The following is a 22,400-nucleotide window of genomic DNA, read 5'->3' on the forward strand; positions in this document are numbered from 1 at the left end:
CATGGATGCGCGAACCGTTCTGAATGCCCTGCGGAGAGGCGAGAGCTTGAGTGCGGAGGCGGTGGACTGGTTCGCCCGGGCGCTGGCCGACGAAGGTGTGAGCGATGCGCAGGTGGGGGCCTTTGCGATGGGTGTCTGCCATGCGCCGCTGAGCGCAGAGGGCCGCGTGGCCCTGACGCTGGCGATGCGCGACAGCGGCGAGGTGCTGGAGTGGGGCCTGCCCGGCCCGGTGGTCGACAAACACTCCACCGGCGGCGTGGGCGACTGCGTGAGCCTCGTGCTCGCACCGGCGCTGGCGGCCTGCGGTGTGTATGTGCCGATGATCTCGGGCCGCGGCCTTGGCCACACCGGGGGCACGCTCGATAAGCTGGAGGCGATCCCTGGGTTCAACCCCGAGATCAGCGTGGACCGGTTGCAGCAGATCACCCGCGAGGTGGGCTGCGCGATCGCCTCGGCCTCGGTCGATGTGGCCCCTGCCGACAAGCGGCTCTACGCTGTGCGGGATGTGACCGGCACGGTGGAGAGCCTCGATCTGATCACCGCCTCGATCCTTTCCAAGAAGCTGGCCGCCGGGCTGGAAGGCCTCGTGCTCGACGTGAAATGCGGGGCAGGGGCGTTCATGAAAACGCCTGAAGCCGCGCGGGAGCTTGCCGGCTCGCTGGTGGAGACGGCCAATGGCGCGGGCTGCAAGACGCGGGCGCTGATCACCGACATGAGCCAGCCGCTGGTCCGTTCGGCGGGCAATGCGGTGGAGGTGACCGAGGCGATGGACACGCTCACCGGCTCCGGCGCCTCCGGCCCGCTCAGCCACCTTTCGGCCAAGCTGGGCGGTGAGCTGCTGGCGATGGTGGGGGTCACGCGCAACGCCTTTGATGGCGCGGACATGATCCTCGACAAGATCCGCTCTGGCCATGCCGCCGAGCGCATGGGCCGGATGGTGGCGGCGATGGGCGGGCCGAGCGACTTTTTGAGCCGCTGGCGCGACCGGCTGCCTGCAGCCCCGGCGACGTTGCAGGTGCGGCCCGAAGGCGAGGGCTATGTAAAGGCCATCGACACCGAGGCGCTGGGCCTTGCGGTGGTGGCGATGGGCGGCGGGCGCAAGCGCGCGCGTGACCGGATCAACCCGGCGGTGGGCCTGAGCCAGATTGCCCAGATCGGCGAGAAGGTGGATGCGGCGCGACCCTTGGCGAAGATCCACGCCGCACGGCGGGCCGAGGCCGAGGGCTTCGAGCCTTGGGTGCGCGCGGCTTTCCAATTGAGCGAGACCCCGGTAAACCCTCCAAAGCTGGTGCTTGGACGGGTGGAGTAGATGCCGCGGGCCTTTCTGGTGGTCATGGACAGTGTGGGATGCGGAGGCGCGCCGGATGCGGCGGCCTTTGGCGATGAGGGCTCCAACACGCTTGGGCATATTGCCGAGGCCTGCGCGGCAGGTCGGGCCGAGGAGGGCCGAAGCGGGGCGTTGAAGCTGCCCGTGCTGGCAGGCCTCGGGCTGTGGAACGCGGTGGAGCTTGCGAGCGGGTTCAAGGGCGAGGTCGTCGCCGCGCCGGAGGGGCGCTGGGGCTGTGCAACCGAGGTGTCGCCCGGCAAGGACACGCCCTCGGGCCATTGGGAGCTGGCGGGCGTGCCGGTGCCGTGGGATTGGCACTACTTCCCCGATGAGGAGCCGGCCTTTCCGCAGCATATCCTCGATGCGCTGGCCTCGATGGCCGGGGCAGGCGGGACGCTGGGCAACCGGCATTCCAGCGGCACGGTGATCCTCGAGGAGGAGGGCGCGCGCCACATGGCGACGGGCTGGCCGATTGTTTATACCTCGGCGGATTCCGTGCTGCAGATCGCGGCGCATGAGGAGACCTTTGGCCTCGATCGGCTGCTGGCGCTTTGCGAAGAGATTGCGCCGACGATGCATGCGATGCGGGTGGGGCGCGTGATTGCCCGGCCCTTCGTGGGGTCGAAGGAGAAGGGTTTCACCCGCACCACCAACCGCCGCGACTACGCGATGACCCCGCCGGAGCCCGTGCTCAACAACTGGGTGCAGGATGCGGGGCGCAAGGTGCATGCGGTGGGCAAGATCAAGGATATCTTTGCCGGGCAGGGCATCACCGACGTGGTGAAGGGCGATGACGCCACGCTGATGGGCGAGCTGGCGCGGCTGGTGGAGGAGGCCGAGGACGGCTCGCTGACCTTTGCCAATTTCGTCGAGTTCGACAGCCTTTATGGCCACCGCCGCGATGTGTCGGGCTATGCGCGCGCGCTGGAGTGGTTTGACAGTTGCCTGCCGCCGGTCCTCGCCAACTTGCGCGAGGGCGACATGATGCTGTTCACCGCCGATCACGGCAATGACCCCACGTGGCGCGGCACCGATCATACCCGCGAGCGGGTGCCGGTGCTGGTGGCCGGGTGCGGCGCCGGAGAGATTGGCGCGCGCGGGTTCGTGGATGTTGCCGCGAGCGTGGCGGCCCATCTGGGCGTGCCGGCGCAGGGGCCGGGAAGGAGCTTTTTGTGAGTTTGAAGGCCATGCCGAAGGTCGAGCTGCACCTGCATCTCGAAGGCGCCGCGCCGCCTGCGTTCATCCGGACGCTGGCGAAGGAGAAGAAGACCGACATCGGCGGGATCTTCGACGAGCGGGGCAACTACAAATACGCTGATTTCGACGAGTTCCTGAAGGTCTATGAGGCGGCGACCTCGGTGCTGACTACGCCGGAGGATTACGCGCGGCTGACCCGCGTGGTGCTGGAGGAATGCGCCGAGCACGGGGTGATCTATGCCGAGACCTTCCTCTCCCCCGACTTTTGCGGTGGCGGCGATGTGAAGGCGTGGTGGGAATATTGCGCGGCGATGGCCGAGGTGGCCGAGGGCGCGGAGAAGGACCTTGGGATCACGCTGAAGGGGATCATCACCTGCATCCGGCATTTCGGCCCCGAGAAGGCGCGCGCCCCGGCGGAATGCGCCGCCGAAACGGCGGGCGACTTCATCACCGGGTTCGGGATGGCGGGCGCGGAGACGGTGGGCAAGCCGGGCGACTATGCCTGGGCCTTCGATTGCGCGCGGGAAGCCGGGCTGCGGCTGACCTGCCATGCGGGCGAGTGGGGCGGGCCGCAGATGGTGCGGGACACACTCGACCAGCTCACGGGCATCGAGCGGATCGGGCACGGGGTGGGCGCCTACCATGACGGCGCGCTAATGGAGCGACTGGCCGAGGACGGGATCACGCTGGAGGTTTGCCCCGGCTCCAATATCGCGCTGGGTGTGTTCAAGCAGTGGCACGACCACCCGATCGAGAAGTTGCGGGAGAACGGCATTGCGGTGACGGTGAGCACCGATGATCCGCCGTTCTTTCACACCACGATGACGCGGGAATACGAGAAGCTGAACGAGGTGTTCGGCTGGGACGAGGGTGATTTTCTCGCCCTGAACGAAGACGCGATTGCCGCGGCCTTCTGCGATGAGAAGACCCGCGAAGACATTTTGAAGAGGCTGAAAGCATGACCAAGCATCTGACCGTCGTTGACCATCCGCTGGTGCAGCACAAGCTGAGCCTGATGCGCGAGAAAGACACGCCGACGGCGGTGTTTCGGCAGCTCTTGCGCGAGATCAGCCAACTGCTGGCCTATGAGGTGACGCGCGAGTTGCCGATGACCACCAAGCGGATCGAGACGCCGCTGACGGAGATGGATGCTCCGGTGCTGGACGGCAAGAAGCTGGCGCTGATCTCGATCCTGCGGGCGGGCAACGGGCTGCTCGACGGCGTGCTGGAGCTGATCCCAAGCGCCCGTGTGGGTTTTGTCGGCCTCTATCGCGACGAGCAGACGCTTCAGCCGGTCGAGTACTATTTCAAGGTTCCTGCGGAGCTGGGCGACCGGATGGTGATTGCCGTCGACCCGATGCTGGCCACCGGCAACTCCAGCGCCGCCGCGATCACCAAGTTGAAGGAGGCCGGGGCGGTAAACATCCGTTTCCTCTGCCTTTTGGCCGCACCCGAGGGAGTGGAGCGGATGAAGGAGGCGCACCCGGATGTGCCGATCGTCACCGCGGCGCTCGATGAGAGGCTCAATGAGGTGGGTTACATCATGCCCGGTCTAGGGGATGCGGGAGACCGCATGTTCGGCACTAAATAGGCGATTGCCCCTTTACGGATTGTTTCCGTTCCGGCATCTTTCCCCAAAATATAGTGGGGGCTTGGATGATGTTGGCAAGAGCAGTGTCGACAGCAGCCGTGGTTGTGTCTCTCTTGGCATCATCCTCGGCATGGGCGCAATCAGCAGGGACACCGGCGGAGTTTCCGCCCGCCTCCTACACGGGGGCGCAATACGTGGACAGCAAGGGCTGCGTTTTTGTGCGCGCGGGCTTTGATGGCGCGGTGACATGGGTGCCGCGGATGACGCGAGCCCGCAAGCAGGTCTGCGGTGTGACCCCGACCTTCGCCAAGGTGCCGGAGCCGGACCTGCCGGTGGTGGCCGATGCGCCGGAAGAGGCGGCAACGCCCGCTGCGGCCCCACGGACGACCACGCGGGTGGTGCGCAAGCAGGCCGCGACCCCGAGCGCCAAGCCGCAGCCCACGACGACCCCGCGCAAGGTGGCCAGCAGTACATCGAAGCCGAAGACGGTGACCCGCGAGGTTTCTCGCAGCGCGCAGAAGCGCAGCGCGGCGGGCAAGAAGCCGGTTGCGACGGTGGCGGGCAGCGCGGCGCCGAAGGGCCCCAAGGTGACCTACCGGGTGGTGAAGGCCGACCCCGGTGCCAAGCGGGCGCGCGGCGCGCGCAAGGTGGTGAAGGACGGCAAGACCTATTACGTGGTCTCGCGCGAGCAGGCCGCTGCTTCGCCCAAGGCGGCGCAGGTGCGCACGCCGCGCGGCTACAAGCGCGTCTGGACCGACGGGCGGCTGAACCCCGACCGGGGCGAGCGCACGCAGGCGGGCCGGGAGCAGATGGCGCTGGTCTGGACGCAGGAAGTACCGCACCGGCTGATCGACATTCGCACCGGGCGCGACGTGACCGCGCTGCGCTCTGAGATGGTGTACCCCTACACTGACTACGCCGAGCAGCAGCGCCACCTCGGGCCGAAGACGGTGACCCGGACCCGTGCCAGCACCAAGGCCGTGGCCGAGCCCGCGACCAAGACCCGGCGGGTGGTGAAGAAGATCATTCGCAAGAAGAGCACCGGCGAGATCATCAGCGTATCCAGCAAGAGTGCACCGAAGCAGGCGACCAAAAAGGTGGTGCGGAAGGCCAAGGCAACCCCCGCGCCGAAGCAGGCCGCCAAGGCGGCGGGCGGGCGTTACATTCAGGTCGGCACCTTCGGGGCCGCTGCCAACGCCAAAAGCACGGCGGCAAAGCTGCGTGGTGCCGGGCTGCCGGTTCGGACGCAGTCGATCACCCGGGGCGGCAAGGCGATGACCATCGTTCTGGCCGGGCCGCTGGCGGGCGATGCACTCAATGCAGGAGTTAGGAAGGCGCGGGCCATGGGCTTTGGCGACGCCTTCGTGAGGTAAGACCAAGAAGCAAGAACGAGTTCAGGCAGAACCATACAGGCAAACGCGCCCCGCCGGAGAGATCCCGCGGGGCGCGGCGCGTTTTGGCGGGGTCGTTGAAGGCTGAGGTGAGTGGTGGGGGCGTTGCAAAGGGGGCGGGGCGTTTCTACCCTGCGGGCAACCGGGCGCGGGTGAACGCGCCACTCCTCCGAACGAAAGGCCGCTGAAATGAACGAGCACCCGCTGTGGACCCATGTCGAAGCCGCAAAGACGCGGTTCAAGGTGCTGAGCGACAAGGTCTGGGCCACGCCCGAGACCTGTTATGCCGAGGCGCAATCGGCCGCCGCCCATGCCGAGGAATTGGAGGCGCAGGGCTTCGAGGTGAGCCGCGCGGTGGCGGGCATTCCGACCGCGGTAAAGGGAGAGGCGGGCAGCGGCGGGCCTGTGATTGCCTTTCTGGGCGAGTTCGACGCGCTGGCGGGGATGAGCCAGAAGGCGGATGTGTTTGAGCCCGTGGCTCTGGAGGCGGGGGCCAATGGCCACGGCTGCGGCCACAACCTGCTGGGCGCGGCCTCTATGCTGGCGGCGACGGCGGTGAAGAATTGGCTCGAAGAGACCGGCACGCCGGGGCGGGTGCGCTACTATGGCTGCCCGGCGGAGGAGGGCGGCGCGGCCAAGGCCTTCATGGTACGGGCCGGGGCGTTTGACGATGTGGACATCGCGGTGACGTGGCACCCCGGCGCGATCCCGGCGGTGCTGAAGGGCAGCTCGCTGGCCAACGCGCGGGTGGATTTTACCTTCACCGGCCGGGCCTCTCATGCCGCTGCCGCACCGCACCTTGGCCGCAGCGCGCTGGATGCGATGGAGCTGATGAGCGTGGGCGTGAACTACCTGCGCGAGCACATGCCCGACGAGGCGCGGATTCATCATGCGGTGATCGACGGGGGCGGGATCTCTCCCAACGTGGTGCAGGCCCATGCGATGGCTCGCTACGTGGTACGGTCCGGCACCGCGCCGGAGATGTTGGAGCTGCTGGAGCGGGTGCGAAAGGTGGCGCAGGGCGCGGCGCTGATGACCGAGACGGAGGTGAGTGACGTGGTGCTCGCGGCGGTTTCGAACCTCATCTACAACGCGCCGCTGGGCGAGGCGATGCAGCGCAACCTCGACCGGCTCGGCGCTCCGGCCTTTTCGGAGATGGACCGGGCCTATGCGGCGCGGGTGCAGGCGACGCTGGGCGAGGCGGAGATACAATCGGCCTACCGCTCGGTTGGCATCAGCGAGGAGAGTCGCAAGGCGCTGGCGGACTTCGTGGTGCCGGGCACCGCGCCGGAGATGCCGCTGGGTGGCTCGACCGATGTGGCGGATGTGAGTTGGGTGGTGCCTACGGTGCAGCTTTGGGGCGCGACCCATGCGATTGGCACTCAGCTGCACAGCTGGCAGGCGGTGGCGCAGGGCAAGAGCCAGCCCGCCTTTACAGGCATGGTCCATGCTGCCGCCGTGATGGCCGCGACCGGCGCCGATGCGATGTGCGATGCGGACCTGCGGGCGCGGGCGAAGGAAGACCTCGCCCGGCGGGTTGGCCCCAAGGGCTACATCTGCCCGCTGCCGGAGAGCGCGGAGCCGCCGATTGCGGCGATGGGGCAGGACTGAGGCTTAGGGCCGGGGTTACTCGCCGCAGATGCCTTGGAGGGCGATCCAGTCGGCGTCTTCCAGCACCGGCTCGGCACCGCCGCCGCGCATCGGGTCGGCCTCGATCAGGGGCAGGGTGCTCTCGCCGGAGACATCGACCGCATAGGCATAGGGCGTGGCCGACAAACGGGCCTCGGCGAAACGGTCCAGCAGCGGCTCCTCGGGCACCGGCGCGGGGGCGGCTGCGACGAGATCTTCGGCATAAGCGTCAAGCGTGGACTCGGGCAGCGCGCCGGTGGTCAGCAGGCGGATGGTGGAGATCAGCCCGGCGTGCTCCAGCAGGCGCTGGAGCGGGTCCTTGGCGCCGGAGCGGGTGGCCTCGGCCAGAATGTAACCAGCGGCGACATCGGGGCTTTCGAAGTCTTCCACCAGCGCGCGGTTCAGCAGGATCAGCCCGCCGGGCAGGGCCACGGTATCGCGGATGCCGCCACGCAGCACCAGCAGGCCGCCCTTTTCGGGCGCAAGCAGCCGGGTGTGGAGCCGGGCGAGGGCCCGGTCGCCGCGCGAGGTGCGGCAGGGCGCGCCCGAGACCCGGCCGATAGCTTTGAACACCTGCCCGCCGAGCGCGGCGCGGGTGGGTTCGGGCACCACGCGGACGGTGTGGGAGGTGAGCGCGCCGGGCAGCCAGACCACGGCGGCCACGGCCAGCGCCAGCGAGCCGCCCCAGAGGATGATCCGCCGCAGCCAGCCCTCGCGCGGGCGGCTCTTGGCGATGACCTGACGCACGCGCTCGACCGCCTCGATCATGGTTTCATCTTCGATTTCGAGCAGTTCGACCGCCTCGGCGGAAGGGGCATAGATGGCGGGGCGCTCGCCGGGGTTCACCCGCTCGACGGCGGCCAGCGACCAATGCGAAAGCGCCCGCCCGGCGCTGTCGGAGATGGCCAGAGAGGCATCGCCGAAACTGACGACGACGTTCTGGCGCTGGGCCTCGGGGGCGGGTTGCCAGAGGCCGGCGCTCTCCAGCCGTTGATATTGCTTGAGCGCGGTCATGCGCGGGGGGTGCCTGCTCGTGGTTGCCGTTTTTGTCGTTGCGGCAAGAGTAGCGGCTTTTCGCCGGTATGGGAATCGGCAAGCGGCCCGCCCCGACGAAATTCGCGGGGCGGGGCCGGGGGTTACATGCTGTTCAGGCTGACGAGGTAGGCATAGACGTTGGCGGCGTCTTCCTCGCCCTTCAGGCGGAAGGACATTTTGGACTTCGCCTTGCTGTCGCCGGTGAACTCCCGCAGGAAGCCGCGCGGGTCCTGCACGTAGGCGACGAAGTGCTCCTCGGTCCAGACCAGCCCGCTCTCGGCGCCGGCGGCCTCGAGATCCTTGGAGTAACGGAAGCCCTCGACCGCGCCGGCGGTGTGGCCAGCGACGTTGTAGAGGTTCGGCCCGGTCTTGGAGGCCTTGCCGGCAAGGGTGTTGCCGTCGGCATCCTGCACCACGTGGCAGGTGACGCAGCGCTTGGCAAAGGTCTCTTCGCCCGCGGCGGCATCGCCGGTGGGGGCGGCCATTTCGGCCATGGCTTCGGTTTCGGCCCCGGCCTCGGCTTCATGGCTCTCGGCCAGCGCCGGGCCAGCCAGCAGGGCGGCGAGGGCGAGGGCTGTGATGGGTGTTCTCATGGCTTCCTCCTTGAGGGGTCGTGCTTTGCGAAACCCGCGCGTTTGTGTGGCCTTGTTAGCCAAGCCACAGGCCGATAGACACGCGACGCTGTGGCACAGGGGAATATAGAAATGCGCAACGGGGCCGACCACACGACCAAGGTAGAAAGCGGGATGATCCCGGCCTGGGTCGATGGGCGGCTGCTGCCGGTGGAGAAGCTGGCCGCGCATCGTGACGGGCTACGGCACCGGGCGGTTTCGGTCTTTGTATTCGAAGGGCCGAAGCTGCTGATCCAGCAGCGGGCGGCGGGCAAATATCACACGGCGGGGCTCTGGGCGAACACCTGTTGCACCCATCCGCATTGGGGCGAGGCCGATGAGGCCTGCGCCGTGCGGCGGCTGGGCGAGGAGCTGGGCCTGAGTGGCGTGGCGCTGGAGCCGGTGGGCGAGGTGGAATACCGCGCCGATGTGGGCGGCGGCATGGTGGAGCACGAGGTGGTGGCGATGTTTCGCGGCGAGGCCTCTGCGCCGGAGCTGGCCCCCGCCCCGGATGAGGTGCAGGCCACGCGCTGGGTGACGCTAGCCGACCTAGCGGGGGAGATTACCGAGGCGCCGGAGCGGTTTACGCCGTGGCTGCGGATCTACATGGCCGAGCATCGCGGCATGTTCGACCGCTAGGGTCGGTTCGTCGCCTCATCGCACTTGAGACTCAGTAAAGCTGGATCGCGCAGGCTGTGGGGGCGCAGGGGGCGGGCTCTGCCATGGCGCCCTCACGGATCGAGGCGCCGAGGGCGATGAGCAGGGTGAGGGCGGCGATACGGGCCATTGGACTGTCCTTCAGATGCGGTTGCACCGGGCCGCTGGCGGGCCCGTTGCAGGTGAAACGCATCAGGGCGGTGGATTCTTTGCCGGCAAGGCGCAGAAAATCACTGCCGCTCAGTCAAGTCACTGATTTTGAAGGAAAGAAACTTCAGGCGCCGTAACGGGCCATGAACATGTCAATGGCGCTGTCGATCACCTTCTTGCGCTTCTCTTCGGTGAACTCGTCCTCAAGGCCCATCAGGCATTTGACCCAGACCTCGGCCTTGCACAGCTCCATGAACTGGTAGGCGGACAGTTCGAAATCCTCGATCCCGGCCAGTTCACCACGCTCCTGCGCATTTTGCAGGAATGGCACGATGCTGTCGCGGACGAAGCGGGGACCGTATTTGTAGAACTCCTGGCCCAGCTCCGGGAAGCGGCCGCTTTCGGCGACGCAGATGCGGAACATGCCCTTGCCGAGATCGGAGAGCATGAAGCCCTGCATCCGCTCGGCCACGAGGCGCAGCACGTCGCGAACCGGGCGGCTCGGGTCGATCTCGGTGACCGCGGCTTCGGCTTGACGCTGACATTCGCAGGTGGCGACCTCCATGAAGAGGAGGCCCTTGTCGGGGAAGTAGCTGTAGAGCGTGGCCTTGGATACGCCAGCTTCTTTGGCGATCAGGTCGACGCTCGCGCCTTCGAACCCATCGGCCAGAAAGATCTTGCGGGCGCCTTCGAGCACCTGATCGAACTTTCGGCCACGTTTGATTTCACCCATGGGTGCGTTCATGTCGTGCTCCGTTCCCCTGACCAACTATAAACCAGACAGTTTAGTTCCGGCAAGGAGATGCACTCCCTGCCGGAACTTTCTGCCGGGTGAGCGGTGGTGGTGGTCACTGGTGTGAGGCGCAGGCGTCGGAGGTGAGGGTCGCCGGGGAGGTGCAGGCCCGATTTGGGAGGTCGGGCGTGGTCGGGCTGGAGGTGGCCGAGGTGAAGGTCACATGCGGCATGTCGATCCCGAAGGAGCCTGCATTGGCGGCGTGAACGGAGGCGCCGAGAGCGATGAGGACGGTGAGGGCGGAGATGCGGAGCATCGGTCTATCCTTTCGAATCTGAACTGAACCACTCGGTTCAGAAAGATATCTAAACTGTTCAGTTCGCTTTGCAAGGAATTTCTGAACCGTTCGGTTCATTTTTCTGCGGAGCGGCCTGTGCAGCAGCGCACGGTGGACATTCAGCCTCTGCCTCTGGATAGTCGCCGCGAGTTTGGATTTCAGGAGGCAGAGCGATGGAAACGGTTGCGGAAAACAGGGCATTTGGCGGGGTTCAGGGGGTTTATACCCATGCGTCGGAGGCCTGCGCCTGTGATATGACCTTCGGGCTGTTCCTGCCCGAAGAGGCGAAGGACGGGCCGGTGCCGGTGCTGTGGTATCTCAGCGGGCTGACCTGCACCCATGAGAACGCGATGACCAAGGCGGGCGCGCAGGGCTGGGCCGCCGAGCAGGGGATTGCGCTGGTTTTCCCCGACACCTCGCCGCGCGGTGACGACGTGGCGGATGATGAGGCCTATGATCTTGGCAAGGGCGCGGGGTTTTACGTGAACGCCACGCAGGACCCTTGGGCGAAGCACTTCAGGATGTGGGACTACGTGGCCGAGGAACTGCCCGCGCTGATCGGAGAGAATTTTGCGGTGGACATGGCGCGGCAGTCGATCACCGGGCACTCGATGGGCGGGCATGGTGCGCTGACGCTGGCCATGGGGCTGCCGGGGCGGTTTGCGAGCGTGTCGGCCTTTGCCCCGATTTGCCACCCGAGCCAGAGCGACTGGGGCCGCAAGCAGCTTGGTGCCTATCTTGGCTCGGACGAGAGCACCTGGGCACCGCATGACGCCGCACCGCTGATGAAGCACAAGGGCTTTGACGGGCCGGTGCTGGTGGACACCGGCACCGATGATCAGTTTGGCGACCTGCTGAAGACAGACACCCTTGCGCTTGCGATGGCCGAGCGCCGGCAGGAGGGCGCGCTGAGAATGCAGAAGGGGTATGACCATTCGTACTTCCTTGTCTCCAGCTTCATGGAGGAGCATGTGAGCTTCCATGCCGAGGCGCTGTGGGCCCGATGAGGCGGGCATGACGATCTGGGTGGATGGAGACGCCTGCCCGGTGAAGGCCGAGGTGGAGCGGGTGGCCACGCGCGCCGGGGCGACGGTGAAAATCGTCTGCAACGGCGGGCTGCGGCCCTCGGCCAACCCGCTGGTTGAGGTTGTCTATGTGTCCGAAGGGCTGGACGTGGCCGATGACTTCATCGCCGAGAACGCCGGGGCGGGGGATGTGGTGGTGACCGCCGACATCCCGCTCGCGGCCCGCTGCGTGGAGGCCGGGGCGCTGGTGGTGAAGCCCGATGGCGAGCGGCTGACGGCGCGCAACATCGGCTCGGTGCTGGCGACGCGCGACCTGATGACCGGGCTGCGTGAGGCCAACCCGCTGAACCAGGGCGGCGGGGCGAAGCCGTTTTCGAAGGCGGATCGCTCGCGGTTTATGGATGGGTTGGAGCGGGCGCTGAGGGCGGCTGGATAGGCGCACGGGCCGGGCGCCCGCCCACCCACCCGGTTCGCCCCGCGCGCGCCTGCTGTCGCGGGCGGTGGCGCGGGTTGATGGGGCGGGGTTGGATATTTTCAGCAAGAAAATGTGGCTTTGTGGCTTTGTGTGGCGGACGTTGAGCGTGAGAACAAAACGTGAAAATATGGGGCGAAGGAATCGCCCGTGTTTGCCGAACTGTCTGCCACATCGAACTTCACCTTTCTCACCGGGGCGTCGCACCCCGAGGAGTTGATGGAGCGTGCCGGGCTGATGGGCGTGGGCGCGCTGGCGATTGCCGATGAGAACTCGGTGGCGGGCATCGTGCGGGCGCATCAGCGGGGGCGGGAGATTGCCCGCGCGGTGGCGGCGCGGCGGGCGGCTTTGGAGGCCGATGGGCCGATTGGCCCGCTGTGCCCGGAGGGGTTTGCGCGCGCGCCCTCGCTGGATGTGGACTGTGTGCCGCGGCTTTTGCCCGGCGCGCGGATCGTGCTGAGCTGCGGGTTTCAGGTGACGGTTCTGCCGCGCGACCGGGCGGGGTGGGGGCGGCTGTGCAGGCTGCTCTCGCTGGGGCGGCTCAGGGCGGAGAAGGGGGCCTGCGTGCTCCATGTTGGTGACCTCGTGGAGTGGGGCGCGGGGCTGGAGATGCTGGTGCACCCGGTAGGTGACTGGCAGGCGGTGACGCGGCGCTTGCTGAAGCGGTTCGGCGCGGCGGTGAGCCTTTGTGCCGCGCCCCGTTATGACGGGCGCGATGCGGGGCGGATTGCGCGGCTGGCGGAGTTTGCGGAGCGGCTGGGGGTGCCGCTGGTGGCCTCGGCCCGCCCCCTCATGCACCACGGCGGGCGGCGGCGGATGGCGGATGTGCTCACCGCGATCCGGCAGGGCTGCCGGGTGGACGAGCTGGGCCGCGCCGCGCTGGCCAACGGCGAGCAGCGGCTCAGGAGCGAGGCGGAGATGCTACGGCTCTTTGCCGGCCATGAGGCGGCGGTGGCGCGGGCGGGCGAGGTGGCGGAGCGCTGCACATTCTCGCTCGACGAACTGCGCTATGAATACCCCTCGGAGGTGACCGGCGGCGAGACGGCGGGCGAGCGGCTGGCCCGGCTGGCGCGGGCAGGGCTGCGCTGGCGCTACCCCTCGGGCGCGCCGGGCAAAGTGCGGGCCATGCTGGAGCATGAGTTGGAGCTAATCGGCAAGCTGGGCTACGAGCCCTACTTTCTGACCGTGCATGACGTGGTGGATTTTGCCCGCTCGCGCGGGATCCTCTGCCAGGGGCGCGGCTCGGCGGCCAACTCGGTGGTGTGCTTCTGCCTCGGGGTGACTTCCGTCAGCCCCGAGATCGGGACGATGGTGTTTGAGCGGTTCGTCAGCGAGGCGCGGGACGAGCCGCCGGATATCGACGTGGATTTCGAGCATGAGCGGCGCGAGGAGGTGATCCAGCATATTTACGAGCGCTACGGGCGGCACCGCGCCGGGCTGTGCGCCACGGTGATCCACTATCGCGGCAAGCGGGCCACGCGGGAGGTGGGCCGGGCGATGGGGCTCTCGGACGATACGCTCTCGGCGATGTCTTCGCAGATCTGGGGCTGGGGCTCCGTCTCTGGGCAGATGATGGACTCGCGGCTGCGCGAGATCGGGCTGGACCCCGCCGACAAGCGGCTGGCGCTGACGCTGAGCCTGATCGAGGAGATACAGGGCTTTCCGCGGCATCTGAGCCAGCATGTGGGCGGGTTCATCATCACCGAAGGGCGGCTGGATGAGCTGGTGCCGGTGGAGAACGCGACGATGGAAGACCGCACGGTGATCCCGTGGGACAAGGACGATATCGACACGCTGGGGATCCTGAAGGTGGATGTGCTGGCGCTGGGGATGCTCTCGTGTATTCGCAAGGCGTTTGACCTGCTGGCGGAGCATCATGGCCAGCGGTTCGACCTTGCCACGCTGCCGCCGGAGGACCCGAGGGTGTATGACATGCTCTGCAAGGCGGACAGCCTTGGCGTGTTTCAGGTGGAGAGCCGGGCGCAGATGAACTTTCTGCCCCGGATGCGGCCCCGGTGCTTTTATGACCTCGTGATCGAGGTGGCGATCATCCGGCCCGGGCCGATTCAGGGCGATATGGTGCACCCGTTCCTGCGGCGGCGAAACGGGGAGGAGAAGGTGGAGTTTCCCTCCGACGCGCTGGGCGAGGTGCTGGCCAAGACGCTGGGGGTGCCGCTGTTTCAGGAACAGGCAATGCAGATCGCGATCATCGGCGCGGGGTTTTCGCCTGATGAGGCCGACCAACTGCGCCGGGCGCTGGCGACCTTCAAGAAGCTTGGGCGGGTGAGCGACTTCGAGGGGCGGTTCATGAAGGGGATGCTGAAGAACGGCTATGACGCCGATTTCGCCGCCCGCTGCTTCAGCCAGATCGAGGGCTTCGGCTCCTATGGCTTTCCCGAGAGCCACGCGGCGAGCTTTGCGCTGCTGGTCTATGCCAGCGCATGGCTGAAGCGGCACCACCCCGGGGTGTTTGCCTGCGCCCTGCTCAACAGCCAGCCGATGGGGTTTTACGCCCCTGCGCAGATCGTGCGGGATGCGCGCGAGCACGGGGTCGAGGTGCGGCCACCCGATATCAACGAGAGCTTCTGGGACAACACGATGGAGCCCGATGGCGAGGGCGGCTTGGCGCTGCGGCTGGGGTTCCGGCAGATCAGGGCGATGCGCGAGGAAGAGGCGCGGTGGATCTGCGCGGCGCGGGGCAACGGCTACCGCGACGTGGCGGCGGTCTGGCGGCGGGCGGGGGTGGCGCCGCATCTGATGGAGGCGCTGGCGGAGGCGGATGTGTTCGCCGCGCTGGGGCTGAACCGGCGCGAGGCGCTCTGGGAGGCCAAGGCGCTGCGGGGCGACGCGCCGCTGCCGCTGTTCGCGGGTGCGCTGGAGGGCGAGGGGATTGCCGAGGCGGCGGCGGTGCTGCCGCAGATGAGCCTCGGGGAGGAAATGGTGGAGGATTACGTGGCGATGCGCCTGAGCCTCAGGGCGCATCCGATGGCGCTGCTGCGGCCACGGCTCACCCCGGACGAGGGCACGCCGGTGGCAGGCATCGGGGCCGCCACGGCAGGCAGTGCCCGCACCGCTACCTATCTGTCCCCGCCAGTGGACGACCAGGGCCAGGGCGGGCGCGGCTTTGTCTGGGTGCGCGAAGAGGGGTGGCAGGCCGATCCCGAGACCGGCGAGATGAAATGCCGAACCGCCGTGGTGTGAGGCCGGATCGTGCGTGGGCGCGCGCGCTGTCAGCCCGCCGCGCCTGAGTCATTTCTTTGCTGAAAATATCCCCGCCGGAGGCCTGAATCTCTTCTGGCACTCCGCAGAGAGTCCACGCGCCCGGCGACATAAATCACGCCAGCAGACCGACCCCGGAGGGGACGGCCTGACTGCACCCGAGCCGAGCGCAGCGAGGCCACCGAGACACCGAGCGCAGCGAGGCTACGAGGCGCAGCCCGCCGCAGGCGCCACCGACAAGTCAATCGTCGAAGACGACTTTGCCCTCGGCGGCCATCTCCTCAAGGTCGAGGATTGTCTTCTTGCCGGCTTTCACCTCGGCCTCCAACGCATCCTCGGCGGCTTTCACCTCGGCCAGCTTGCCGGCGACCTCGTCGATCCGGGCGAAAGGCACCACCACCACGCCGTTCTCGTCGGCCACGATGATGTCACCGCTTTCCACCTGCACGCCGCCGACCACGGCACCGTAGCCAACCGCGCCCGGGCCTTTGCCGTAGGGCGAGTTGGGGTTGAGGCCGGTGCACCAGCAGGGCAGGCCGGTGGCGAGCACGCCCTCACGGTCGCGCATCGGGCCGTCGGTGACGAAGCCTGCGGCGCCCGCGTTTTTCATCATCCCCGAGATCTGATCGCCGGCGCAGGAGCCGCCCTGCCAGCCGTCGACCGAGGAGATGACCACGTCGCCCGCTTCGATCAGGTTCAGCGCGGCGATGGTGGCCAGAATTTCCTCCGGCCCGTTCTGCGCCACCAGCGCCGGGCCGCAGATGGCGGGCTGGCCGAGGTCGAGGGGCGCGATCGGCGTGGCCATGGAGCCTTTGCCGTTCATCGCGTCGCAGATGAAGCCGGTGGGCATGCCCTTGAAGGCCGCGAGTTGTGTGGCGGTCGGGCGCGGGAACTTGCGGCGGATGCGCAGGATGGGGGGTTCTTCGATCATGTCAGGCTCCGGTGATGAATTGCAGAAGGTAGAGGCTGCCCATCCCGGCCACGATGGCGGGCACCACGCCGAAGCGGATGCCTGCGGCGAAGGCGGCGGCGGCGGCGAGAAGGCGGATGGGGTCGGTCTGGCCGCCGGTGGCATCGGGCCAGAGCAGCAAGGGGGTGATGAGGGCAGGAAAGACGGCGGCGCCGACGTATTTGAGGTGCAGCAGCGCCCAGTCGGGGAGTTGCCGCCCGCCGAGGAGGCCGAGGAAGGAGAAGCGGATCAGGAAAGTGCCCACGCCGAGGGCGGCGGTGAGGGTCCAGAAGGCAGCATCGGAGATCATGCGGTTTGCCTCCGTTTCAGCGCCAGTTCGGTTTGCGCGCCTGCGACAATGCCGAGCAGCGCTGCGGTGAAGATGCCGAGGGACCACGGCAGGCCTGCGAAGGCGATGGAGCCTGCGCAGGCGGCGAAGGCGGCGACGAGGTGGGGCGCGGAGCGCAGCAGCGGCGCGACGAGGGCGATGAAGCAGACCGGCACGGCGAAATCGAGCGACCAGCTTGCCGGGATCGCCTCCCGCAGCAGGGCGCCAGCCAGCGTGGAGCCGTACCAGAAGGGGCAGATCAGGGCCATGCAGCCGAAGTAATAGGCCAGTTTGGCGGGCTTCGGCATGTCTGGTCGTTCCTCATAGGTGCGCACCGCCACGGCGAAGGCTTGGTCGACCATCAGGTAGGCCGCCAGCGCGCGCAGCCCGAGGGGTGCGTGGCCGATGTGGGGGACGAGGGCGGCGGAATACATCGCCATGCGCAGGTTGACCGCGAGGGCCGCCAGCAGGGCGATGAACACCGGGGCTTGATCCTGCAACAGCGCCAGCGCGGTGAACTGGGAGGCCCCGGCGATGACGATGGCGGACATGGCAAAGGTTTGCAGCACGTCCAGCCCGGCATCGCGGGCGACCACCCCGAACATCATCGAGTAAGGCACCACGATGAGGATGAAGGGGGCGCAGTCGAGGTAGCCGCGCCAGAAGGCTCGGGTTGGGCTCATGGCTTGGGGCGGGGCGCGGTGGTGAGGCGCAGGCGCAGCCAGATGTCGCCGGTGACCAGCGCCATGCAGCGGGCCTGCCGCCGGGTGATCTCATCTTCCGGGGCGCCTTCGAGCGCGAGCAACTCCATGTCGCGTTCGCAGAGAAGCGCGCGGGTCAGCACCTCGTATTTCACCACGATACGGGCCTCGGCGCCGGTGGCCTCGCCTTCCTTGGCGGTCACGGCCTCGAGCGCGGCGGGGAAATCGGCCTCGAAGACCTCGCGTGCCTGCGCGTAGCACAGGGCGGCGACGGCAGGGGTTTCTGGCACCACGGCGTCGCAGGGCTCCAGCGCCTGGGATATGCAGAGCGCACCTGAGGCGGCGGGGCCTTGGGCGCATGAAATCAGCTCATCTGGCGAAATATCCGCCGTGGCGGCGCGGGCCTGCGGGACCGCGCACAGGCACAGGGATGCGGCCGCGAGCACGGCGGTGCGAATGGTCATGAGTTCCTCCCCGGGCCGATTGGCCCTTGCATTTGGTATACCAAACGCAGAAGTTGCCGCAAGCAGGTCGCGGGGCCGGGGAGGCCCCCGCGCGGCAAAGGGAGGCCAGCCATGAGCGATACGCGAGCCAACAAGCGATTCCGCAGCCAGGAATGGTTCGACAACCCCAACAACCCGGGGATGACCGCGCTTTACGTGGAGCGCTACCAGAATCAGGCGTTCACGCGGGAAGAGATTCAGGGCGGGCGCCCGGTGATCGGGATTGCCCAGAGCGGCTCCGATCTGGCGCCTTGCAACAAGATCCACGTGTTCCTGATGGACCGGATCAAGGCGGGCATCCGCGATGGTGGCGGCATTCCGATGGAATTTCCCGTCCACCCGATTCAGGAAACAGGCAAACGGCCCACCGCCGCGCTGGACCGGAACCTGACTTACCTCGGCCTTGTCGAGGTGCTGCACGGCTACCCGATCGACGGGGTGGTGCTGACCACCGGCTGCGACAAGACCACGCCCGCGATGCTGATGGGCGCGGCGACGATGGACATTCCGGCCATCGCCCTCAACGGCGGGCCGATGCTGGATGGCTGGTGGAAGGGCGAGCGCGCAGGCTCGGGCACGATCATCTGGGAATCGCGCCGCCTGCTGGCCGAGGGCAAGATCGACTATGACGAGTTCATGGGCCGGGTCTGTGCCTCTGCGCCCTCGCTGGGCCACTGCAACACGATGGGCACGGCCAGCACGATGAACGCGATGGCCGAGGCGCTGGGCATGAGCCTGACCGGCAACAGCGCCATCCCCGCGCCATTCCGCGAGCGGATGAACATGGCCTACGAGACCGGCAAGCGCATCGTGCAGATGGTGCTGGACGATCTGAAGCCCTCCGACATTCTGACCCGCGAGGCCTTTGAGAATGCCATCGTGGTCTGCACCGCGATTGGCGGCTCCACCAATGCGCCGCCGCATCTGCAGGCCGTGGCCCGGCATGCCGGTGTGGAACTGGACGTGAAGGATTGGGAGACGGTCGGCTTTGACGCGCCGCTGCTCGTGAACATGCAGCCTGCCGGGGAATACCTTGGCGAGAGCTTCTTCCGCGCGGGCGGGGTGCCTGCGGTGATGGGCGAGCTGATGAAGGCCGGGCGCATCCACGAGGGGGCTATGACTGCGACGGGCAACACCATGGGGGTGAACCTTGCGGGGGTCGAAAGCGTCGATACCGATGTGATCAAGACCTGCGCGGCGCCGATGCGGGAGCATGCGGGCTTCAAGGTGCTGAGCGGCAACCTCTTCGACTCGGCGCTGATGAAGACCTCGGTGATCTCGGCGGACTTCAAGAAGCGGTTCCTCAGCGAGCCGGGGGCCGAGGGCGTGCATGAGGCCCGGGCTGTCGTGTTCGAGGGACCGGAAGATTACCACGACCGGATCAACGACGAGAGCCTCGGGATCGACGAACATTCGATCCTGTTCATCCGCGGCGTGGGCTGCGTGGGCTACCCCGGCTCGGCGGAAGTGGTGAACATGCAGCCGCCGGATGCGCTCATCAAGCAGGGGATCAACCACCTGCCGACGGTGGGGGACGGGCGGCAGAGCGGTACGTCCGAGAGCCCGTCGATCCTGAACGCCTCGCCCGAGGCGGTGGTGGGCGGGGGCCTTGCGCTGCTGGAGACCGGCGACAGGGTGCGGCTCGATCTGAACGCATCGCGCATGGATGCGCTGGTGGATGACGCCGAATGGGCGGCCCGGCGCGAAGCGTGGAGCCCGCCGAAGCTGGAGCATCAGACACCGTGGCAAGAGATTTACCGGACCCATGTGGGCCAGTTGGCGCAGGGCGGCTGCCTTGAGCTGGCGACGGCCTATCAGCGGGTGCGGGAGCAATTGCCGCGCGACAACCATTAGAGAAAGTGACGGCGGGCAGATTGCCCGCTCTACGGGAGGATATCATGGCGAAGAGCATTATCATCACCGGCGGCGGCTCGGGTGTGGGCCGGTCGACGGCGGAGGCCTTCTTTGAGGCAGGCTGGAAGGTTGGCCTGATCGGGCGGCGGCGCGAGGCGCTGGAAGAAACGGCGAACGGGCGCGAGGCGCTGGTGCTGCCCTGCGACGTGACCGACGAGGCCGCCGTGGAGGGCGCCTTTGCCGAGGCGGCGAAGGCCTGGGGCCGGGTGGATGCGGTGTTCAACAACGCCGGCGTTTCGCTGGGTGGCGCCCCGATCGACGAGATCGACGTGGCCGACTGGCGCAACCTGATCGACATCAATGTGACCGGCAGCTTCATCGTCGCCCGCGCCGCCTTTGGCGTGATGCGGCGGCAGGAGCCGCAGGGCGGGCGGATCATCAACAACGGCTCGGTCAGCGCCTATGTGCCGCGCTGGGGTTCGGCGCCCTACACGGCGAGCAAACATGCGGTGACGGGGCTGACGCGGAGCATTTCGCTCGACGGGCGGCCCTTCAACATCGCCTGCGGGCAGATCGACATCGGCAACGCGCTGACGCCGATGGCCGCGAAGATGCAGAAGGGCGTGCCGCAGGCCGATGGCTCGATCGCGGTGGAGCCGGTGATGGACGTGAGCCACGTGGGGAGCTCGGTGCTCTACATGGCCGATCTGCCGCTGGAGGCCAACGTGCAGTTCATGACGGTGATGGCGACCAACATGCCCTACATCGGGCGCGGCTGACCGCGCAGGCGTTACGTCTTAGTGAGACATGAAGGGCCGCACCCACAGGGGTGTGGCCTTTTTCTTTGCCCGGCGCAGCTGGGCCACCCAGAGCCGGTCTCTCTGCCGTCAGGCGGCCTTTTTCTCCGCCGGGGCGTCGCGCCGTTCCAGCGGTTTACCGGGGAAGTGGCTGGCGAACTTGATCGTCAGATCCTCCCGGCTCACGCCGAGGCGGGTGAGGGGGACGAGGGGCTTTTCCTCCGGCCAGGTGCAGAGGCTCAGCGGGGGCTGGCCGGTGCGGCCGTTTTCGCCGGGGGCGCGGAGCACGTAGCCGAGCTTGCGGAGCCGGGCCTGCAGGCCTGGCCATGTGACCGAGTCCTCGATGGCCTGGGCCAGTGCCCGGCGTTTGTCGACCACCGCGGGCGGCACCTTTGGCGCCTCGCCCAATTGCGAGAGAATGGCCTGCCGGAGGAACTCGGCAAGCGTCTGGTCCGCCGCGCGTGCTGCGCGATTGGCCTTGTTGAGGAGCTTCAGGGGCATCCGGAGGGTGAGGTTCATGGCGGGCTGTTTCATGCCCGGCACCTTGCCCCCAGTTCAGTTAATGCCCGGTTTATGGCCGCCGGAAATTCGGGCGCGAGTGTGTTGCGCGCCCGAAACGAGGCTCCGAAGGGCCGTCAGACCGGCTCGAAGCTCTTTGCGGTGGGGCTGTAGCCCTCCAGCACGCCCTCGCGGATGTCGAACCAGAGCCCATGCAGGCTGAGTTCTTCGGCCTCGATGGCCGATTGCACGAAAGGGAAGCCGATGAGGTTGGAGAGCGATTCGACCACCGCCTCCCGCTCCAGCGCACGGATCCGCGCCTCCGGCTCCTCGATATCCTTCACCCGCTCGTAACCGGGCCGCAGGATGTCGAGCCAGCGGCCGATGAAGCTGCTCTTCTCTTCCAGCTCCGGCATCTTGCCCGAGCACATGTCGAGGCAACCGGCAACGCCGCCGCAGTTGGAGTGGCCGACGACGATCAGGTGCGAGACCTTCAGCACGGTCACGGCATATTCGATTGCCGCAGAGGTGCCGTGCGGGTCGCCATCGGGCTCGAAAGGCGGCACGAGGTTGGCGATGTTGCGGTGCAGGAAGATGTCGCCGGTCTGGGCGCCGAACATCTCGTTCACGTTCACCCGGCTGTCACAGCAGGCGATGACCATCATCGGAGGGCGCTGGCCCTCGTCCGCGAGCCGGCGGAACCAGCTCTTGTTCTGTTCGTAACTTGTTGCCTTCCAGCCCTGATAGCGGCTGACGAGGTAGTCCGGCAGAGGTTTGACGAGCCTTTCCATGGGTATGCCCTTCCTGTCGTTTCACAGGTCTTACCCAGATCTCGGCGCGGTGGGAAGAGTGCTGCGGTGCAGAACCTTGCGACCGATCGGCTCGCCTTTGGTTCAAATCGGGGGCTTTGGCCCGGCGCAGGCTAACGGAATGTTCAGCCCTTCGGGGCATTTTGCGCCTTGGGTATATCGGGGGTGTCTAGCGAGGTGCGACAGATGGCGCAGGTTTCCGTATTGCAGGTTGAAGATGAAGTCCGGCTAGATCCGGATCGGTTGGGTTCGCTCTACTACCAGTTGGGCGATCAGGGCGCGGAGGACGTGGTCTGCCGCGCGATGGAAGAGCTGGCGGTGCGGCTGGCGGATGTGGATGCGCATTTTCGGGCGCAGGATTGGGACGGCGTGGCGCGGCTCGCGCGCGGGCTGATCGCCATTGCCGAGCAGATCGGCATGGTCGGGCTGGCCCGGGTGGCGGGTGACGTGGCGCGCTCGGCGCGGGCGCTGGATTTTCCGGCGATTTCGGCCACGCTGGCCCGGCTCGGGCGCATTGCCGACCGCTCGCTCACCGAGGTGTGGGATACGCAGGATCTCTCGGTCTGACAGCTGGCCGGGTGGCCCTT

General features: G+C 67.5%; 23 protein-coding genes. 13 read left to right on the plus strand and 10 right to left on the minus strand.

Annotated elements, in window-relative coordinates:
- Position 1: 1 nt before the first annotated feature.
- The 6 genes from KUV38_RS20240 (at position 2) to KUV38_RS20265 (ending at position 7,117) form a co-directional block, all read left to right on the plus strand.
- Entirely contained in the window at positions 2-1,309 is a 1,308-nt protein-coding gene (locus KUV38_RS20240) for a thymidine phosphorylase (protein WP_222472021.1), read from the plus strand.
- Complete coding sequence (locus KUV38_RS20245; protein WP_222472022.1) at positions 1,310-2,503, plus strand: phosphopentomutase; 1,194 nt, start codon at positions 1,310-1,312, stop codon at positions 2,501-2,503.
- A complete protein-coding gene (locus KUV38_RS20250; RefSeq protein WP_315898564.1) occupies positions 2,500-3,486 on the plus strand; it encodes an adenosine deaminase in 987 nt (328 codons plus the stop codon). The genes KUV38_RS20245 and KUV38_RS20250 overlap by 4 nt, the downstream gene beginning before the upstream one ends.
- Positions 3,483-4,115 (plus strand): uracil phosphoribosyltransferase, encoded by a 633-nt coding sequence (upp, locus tag KUV38_RS20255; RefSeq protein WP_222472023.1) that lies wholly within the window; start codon positions 3,483-3,485, stop codon positions 4,113-4,115. The genes KUV38_RS20250 and upp overlap by 4 nt, the downstream gene beginning before the upstream one ends.
- A gap of 260 nt (positions 4,116-4,375) precedes the next feature.
- Positions 4,376-5,488 (plus strand): SPOR domain-containing protein, encoded by a 1,113-nt coding sequence (locus tag KUV38_RS20260; protein WP_222472024.1) that lies wholly within the window; start codon positions 4,376-4,378, stop codon positions 5,486-5,488.
- 207 nt (positions 5,489-5,695) lie between these two features.
- Positions 5,696-7,117, plus strand: a complete 1,422-nt coding sequence (locus KUV38_RS20265; protein ID WP_222472025.1) for an amidohydrolase — start codon at positions 5,696-5,698, stop codon at positions 7,115-7,117.
- Between the two features lie 15 nt (positions 7,118-7,132).
- Here the strand turns inward: KUV38_RS20265 and KUV38_RS20270 are convergent, their stop codons facing one another.
- Both KUV38_RS20270 and KUV38_RS20275 read right to left on the minus strand, forming a co-directional pair.
- Positions 7,133-8,149 carry a hypothetical protein gene (locus tag KUV38_RS20270; protein ID WP_222472026.1) on the minus strand — a complete coding sequence of 339 codons (1,017 nt, stop codon included), beginning with the start codon at positions 8,147-8,149 and terminating at the stop codon, positions 7,133-7,135.
- A 122-nt stretch (positions 8,150-8,271) separates the two neighbouring features.
- Positions 8,272-8,763: a c-type cytochrome gene (locus KUV38_RS20275; RefSeq protein ID WP_222472027.1), complete on the minus strand. Its 492-nt coding sequence runs from the start codon at positions 8,761-8,763 to the stop codon at positions 8,272-8,274.
- Positions 8,764-8,874: 111 nt separating this feature from the next.
- Here KUV38_RS20275 and idi point away from each other — a divergent pair, with 111 nt between their 5' ends.
- The gene (gene idi / locus KUV38_RS20280) at positions 8,875-9,420 is read left to right on the plus strand and encodes an isopentenyl-diphosphate Delta-isomerase (RefSeq protein ID WP_261385476.1); all 546 of its coding nucleotides are present in this window, start codon (positions 8,875-8,877) and stop codon (positions 9,418-9,420) included.
- Positions 9,421-9,712: 292 nt separating this feature from the next.
- Here the strand turns inward: idi and KUV38_RS20285 are convergent, their stop codons facing one another.
- Together KUV38_RS20285 and KUV38_RS20290 are read right to left on the minus strand one after the other, a co-directional pair.
- Positions 9,713-10,333: a TetR/AcrR family transcriptional regulator gene (locus KUV38_RS20285; RefSeq protein ID WP_222472028.1), complete on the minus strand. Its 621-nt coding sequence runs from the start codon at positions 10,331-10,333 to the stop codon at positions 9,713-9,715.
- A gap of 103 nt (positions 10,334-10,436) precedes the next feature.
- The gene (locus KUV38_RS20290; protein ID WP_222472029.1) at positions 10,437-10,637 is read right to left on the minus strand and encodes a hypothetical protein; all 201 of its coding nucleotides are present in this window, start codon (positions 10,635-10,637) and stop codon (positions 10,437-10,439) included.
- 194 nt (positions 10,638-10,831) lie between these two features.
- On the opposite strand from KUV38_RS20290, the gene fghA reads away from it, so the two are divergent.
- From fghA to KUV38_RS20305, 3 genes are all read left to right on the plus strand, one after another.
- Positions 10,832-11,665 carry an S-formylglutathione hydrolase gene (fghA, locus tag KUV38_RS20295; protein WP_222472030.1) on the plus strand — a complete coding sequence of 278 codons (834 nt, stop codon included), beginning with the start codon at positions 10,832-10,834 and terminating at the stop codon, positions 11,663-11,665.
- Positions 11,666-11,672: 7 nt separating this feature from the next.
- The gene (locus tag KUV38_RS20300) at positions 11,673-12,119 is read left to right on the plus strand and encodes a YaiI/YqxD family protein (protein ID WP_222472031.1); all 447 of its coding nucleotides are present in this window, start codon (positions 11,673-11,675) and stop codon (positions 12,117-12,119) included.
- Between the two features lie 186 nt (positions 12,120-12,305).
- A complete protein-coding gene (locus KUV38_RS20305) occupies positions 12,306-15,356 on the plus strand; it encodes an error-prone DNA polymerase (RefSeq protein WP_222472032.1) in 3,051 nt (1,016 codons plus the stop codon).
- A gap of 259 nt (positions 15,357-15,615) precedes the next feature.
- Here the strand turns inward: KUV38_RS20305 and KUV38_RS20310 are convergent, their stop codons facing one another.
- From KUV38_RS20310 to KUV38_RS20325, 4 genes are read right to left on the minus strand one after another with little or no spacing between them, the layout of a single operon-like run.
- Positions 15,616-16,305, minus strand: a complete 690-nt coding sequence (locus tag KUV38_RS20310; RefSeq protein WP_222472033.1) for an RraA family protein — start codon at positions 16,303-16,305, stop codon at positions 15,616-15,618.
- 1 nt (position 16,306) lies between these two features.
- Positions 16,307-16,633 carry an AzlD domain-containing protein gene (locus tag KUV38_RS20315; protein ID WP_222472034.1) on the minus strand — a complete coding sequence of 109 codons (327 nt, stop codon included), beginning with the start codon at positions 16,631-16,633 and terminating at the stop codon, positions 16,307-16,309.
- Positions 16,630-17,334, minus strand: coding sequence for an AzlC family ABC transporter permease (locus tag KUV38_RS20320; protein ID WP_222472035.1), 705 nt, complete (start codon positions 17,332-17,334; stop codon positions 16,630-16,632). The genes KUV38_RS20315 and KUV38_RS20320 overlap by 4 nt, the downstream gene beginning before the upstream one ends.
- Positions 17,331-17,816: a hypothetical protein gene (locus tag KUV38_RS20325; RefSeq protein ID WP_222472036.1), complete on the minus strand. Its 486-nt coding sequence runs from the start codon at positions 17,814-17,816 to the stop codon at positions 17,331-17,333. The genes KUV38_RS20320 and KUV38_RS20325 overlap by 4 nt, the downstream gene beginning before the upstream one ends.
- Before the next feature lie 111 nt (positions 17,817-17,927).
- On the opposite strand from KUV38_RS20325, the gene KUV38_RS20330 reads away from it, so the two are divergent.
- Together KUV38_RS20330 and KUV38_RS20335 are read left to right on the plus strand one after the other, a co-directional pair.
- Positions 17,928-19,709: an IlvD/Edd family dehydratase gene (locus KUV38_RS20330; protein ID WP_222472037.1), complete on the plus strand. Its 1,782-nt coding sequence runs from the start codon at positions 17,928-17,930 to the stop codon at positions 19,707-19,709.
- Between the two features lie 44 nt (positions 19,710-19,753).
- Positions 19,754-20,488: an SDR family oxidoreductase gene (locus KUV38_RS20335; protein WP_222472038.1), complete on the plus strand. Its 735-nt coding sequence runs from the start codon at positions 19,754-19,756 to the stop codon at positions 20,486-20,488.
- A gap of 108 nt (positions 20,489-20,596) precedes the next feature.
- On the opposite strand, the gene KUV38_RS20340 is transcribed toward KUV38_RS20335, so the two are convergent.
- Together KUV38_RS20340 and KUV38_RS20345 are read right to left on the minus strand one after the other, a co-directional pair.
- Positions 20,597-21,040: a hypothetical protein gene (locus KUV38_RS20340; protein WP_222472039.1), complete on the minus strand. Its 444-nt coding sequence runs from the start codon at positions 21,038-21,040 to the stop codon at positions 20,597-20,599.
- A 101-nt stretch (positions 21,041-21,141) separates the two neighbouring features.
- Positions 21,142-21,795: a carbonic anhydrase gene (locus tag KUV38_RS20345; protein WP_222472040.1), complete on the minus strand. Its 654-nt coding sequence runs from the start codon at positions 21,793-21,795 to the stop codon at positions 21,142-21,144.
- A 204-nt stretch (positions 21,796-21,999) separates the two neighbouring features.
- Here KUV38_RS20345 and KUV38_RS20350 point away from each other — a divergent pair, with 204 nt between their 5' ends.
- Entirely contained in the window at positions 22,000-22,380 is a 381-nt protein-coding gene (locus tag KUV38_RS20350) for a hypothetical protein (RefSeq protein WP_222472041.1), read from the plus strand.
- The last annotated feature ends 20 nt before the right edge of the window (positions 22,381-22,400 follow it).

The organism is Vannielia litorea (assembly GCF_019801175.1).
Taxonomy (GTDB): domain Bacteria; phylum Pseudomonadota; class Alphaproteobacteria; order Rhodobacterales; family Rhodobacteraceae; genus Vannielia; species Vannielia litorea_B.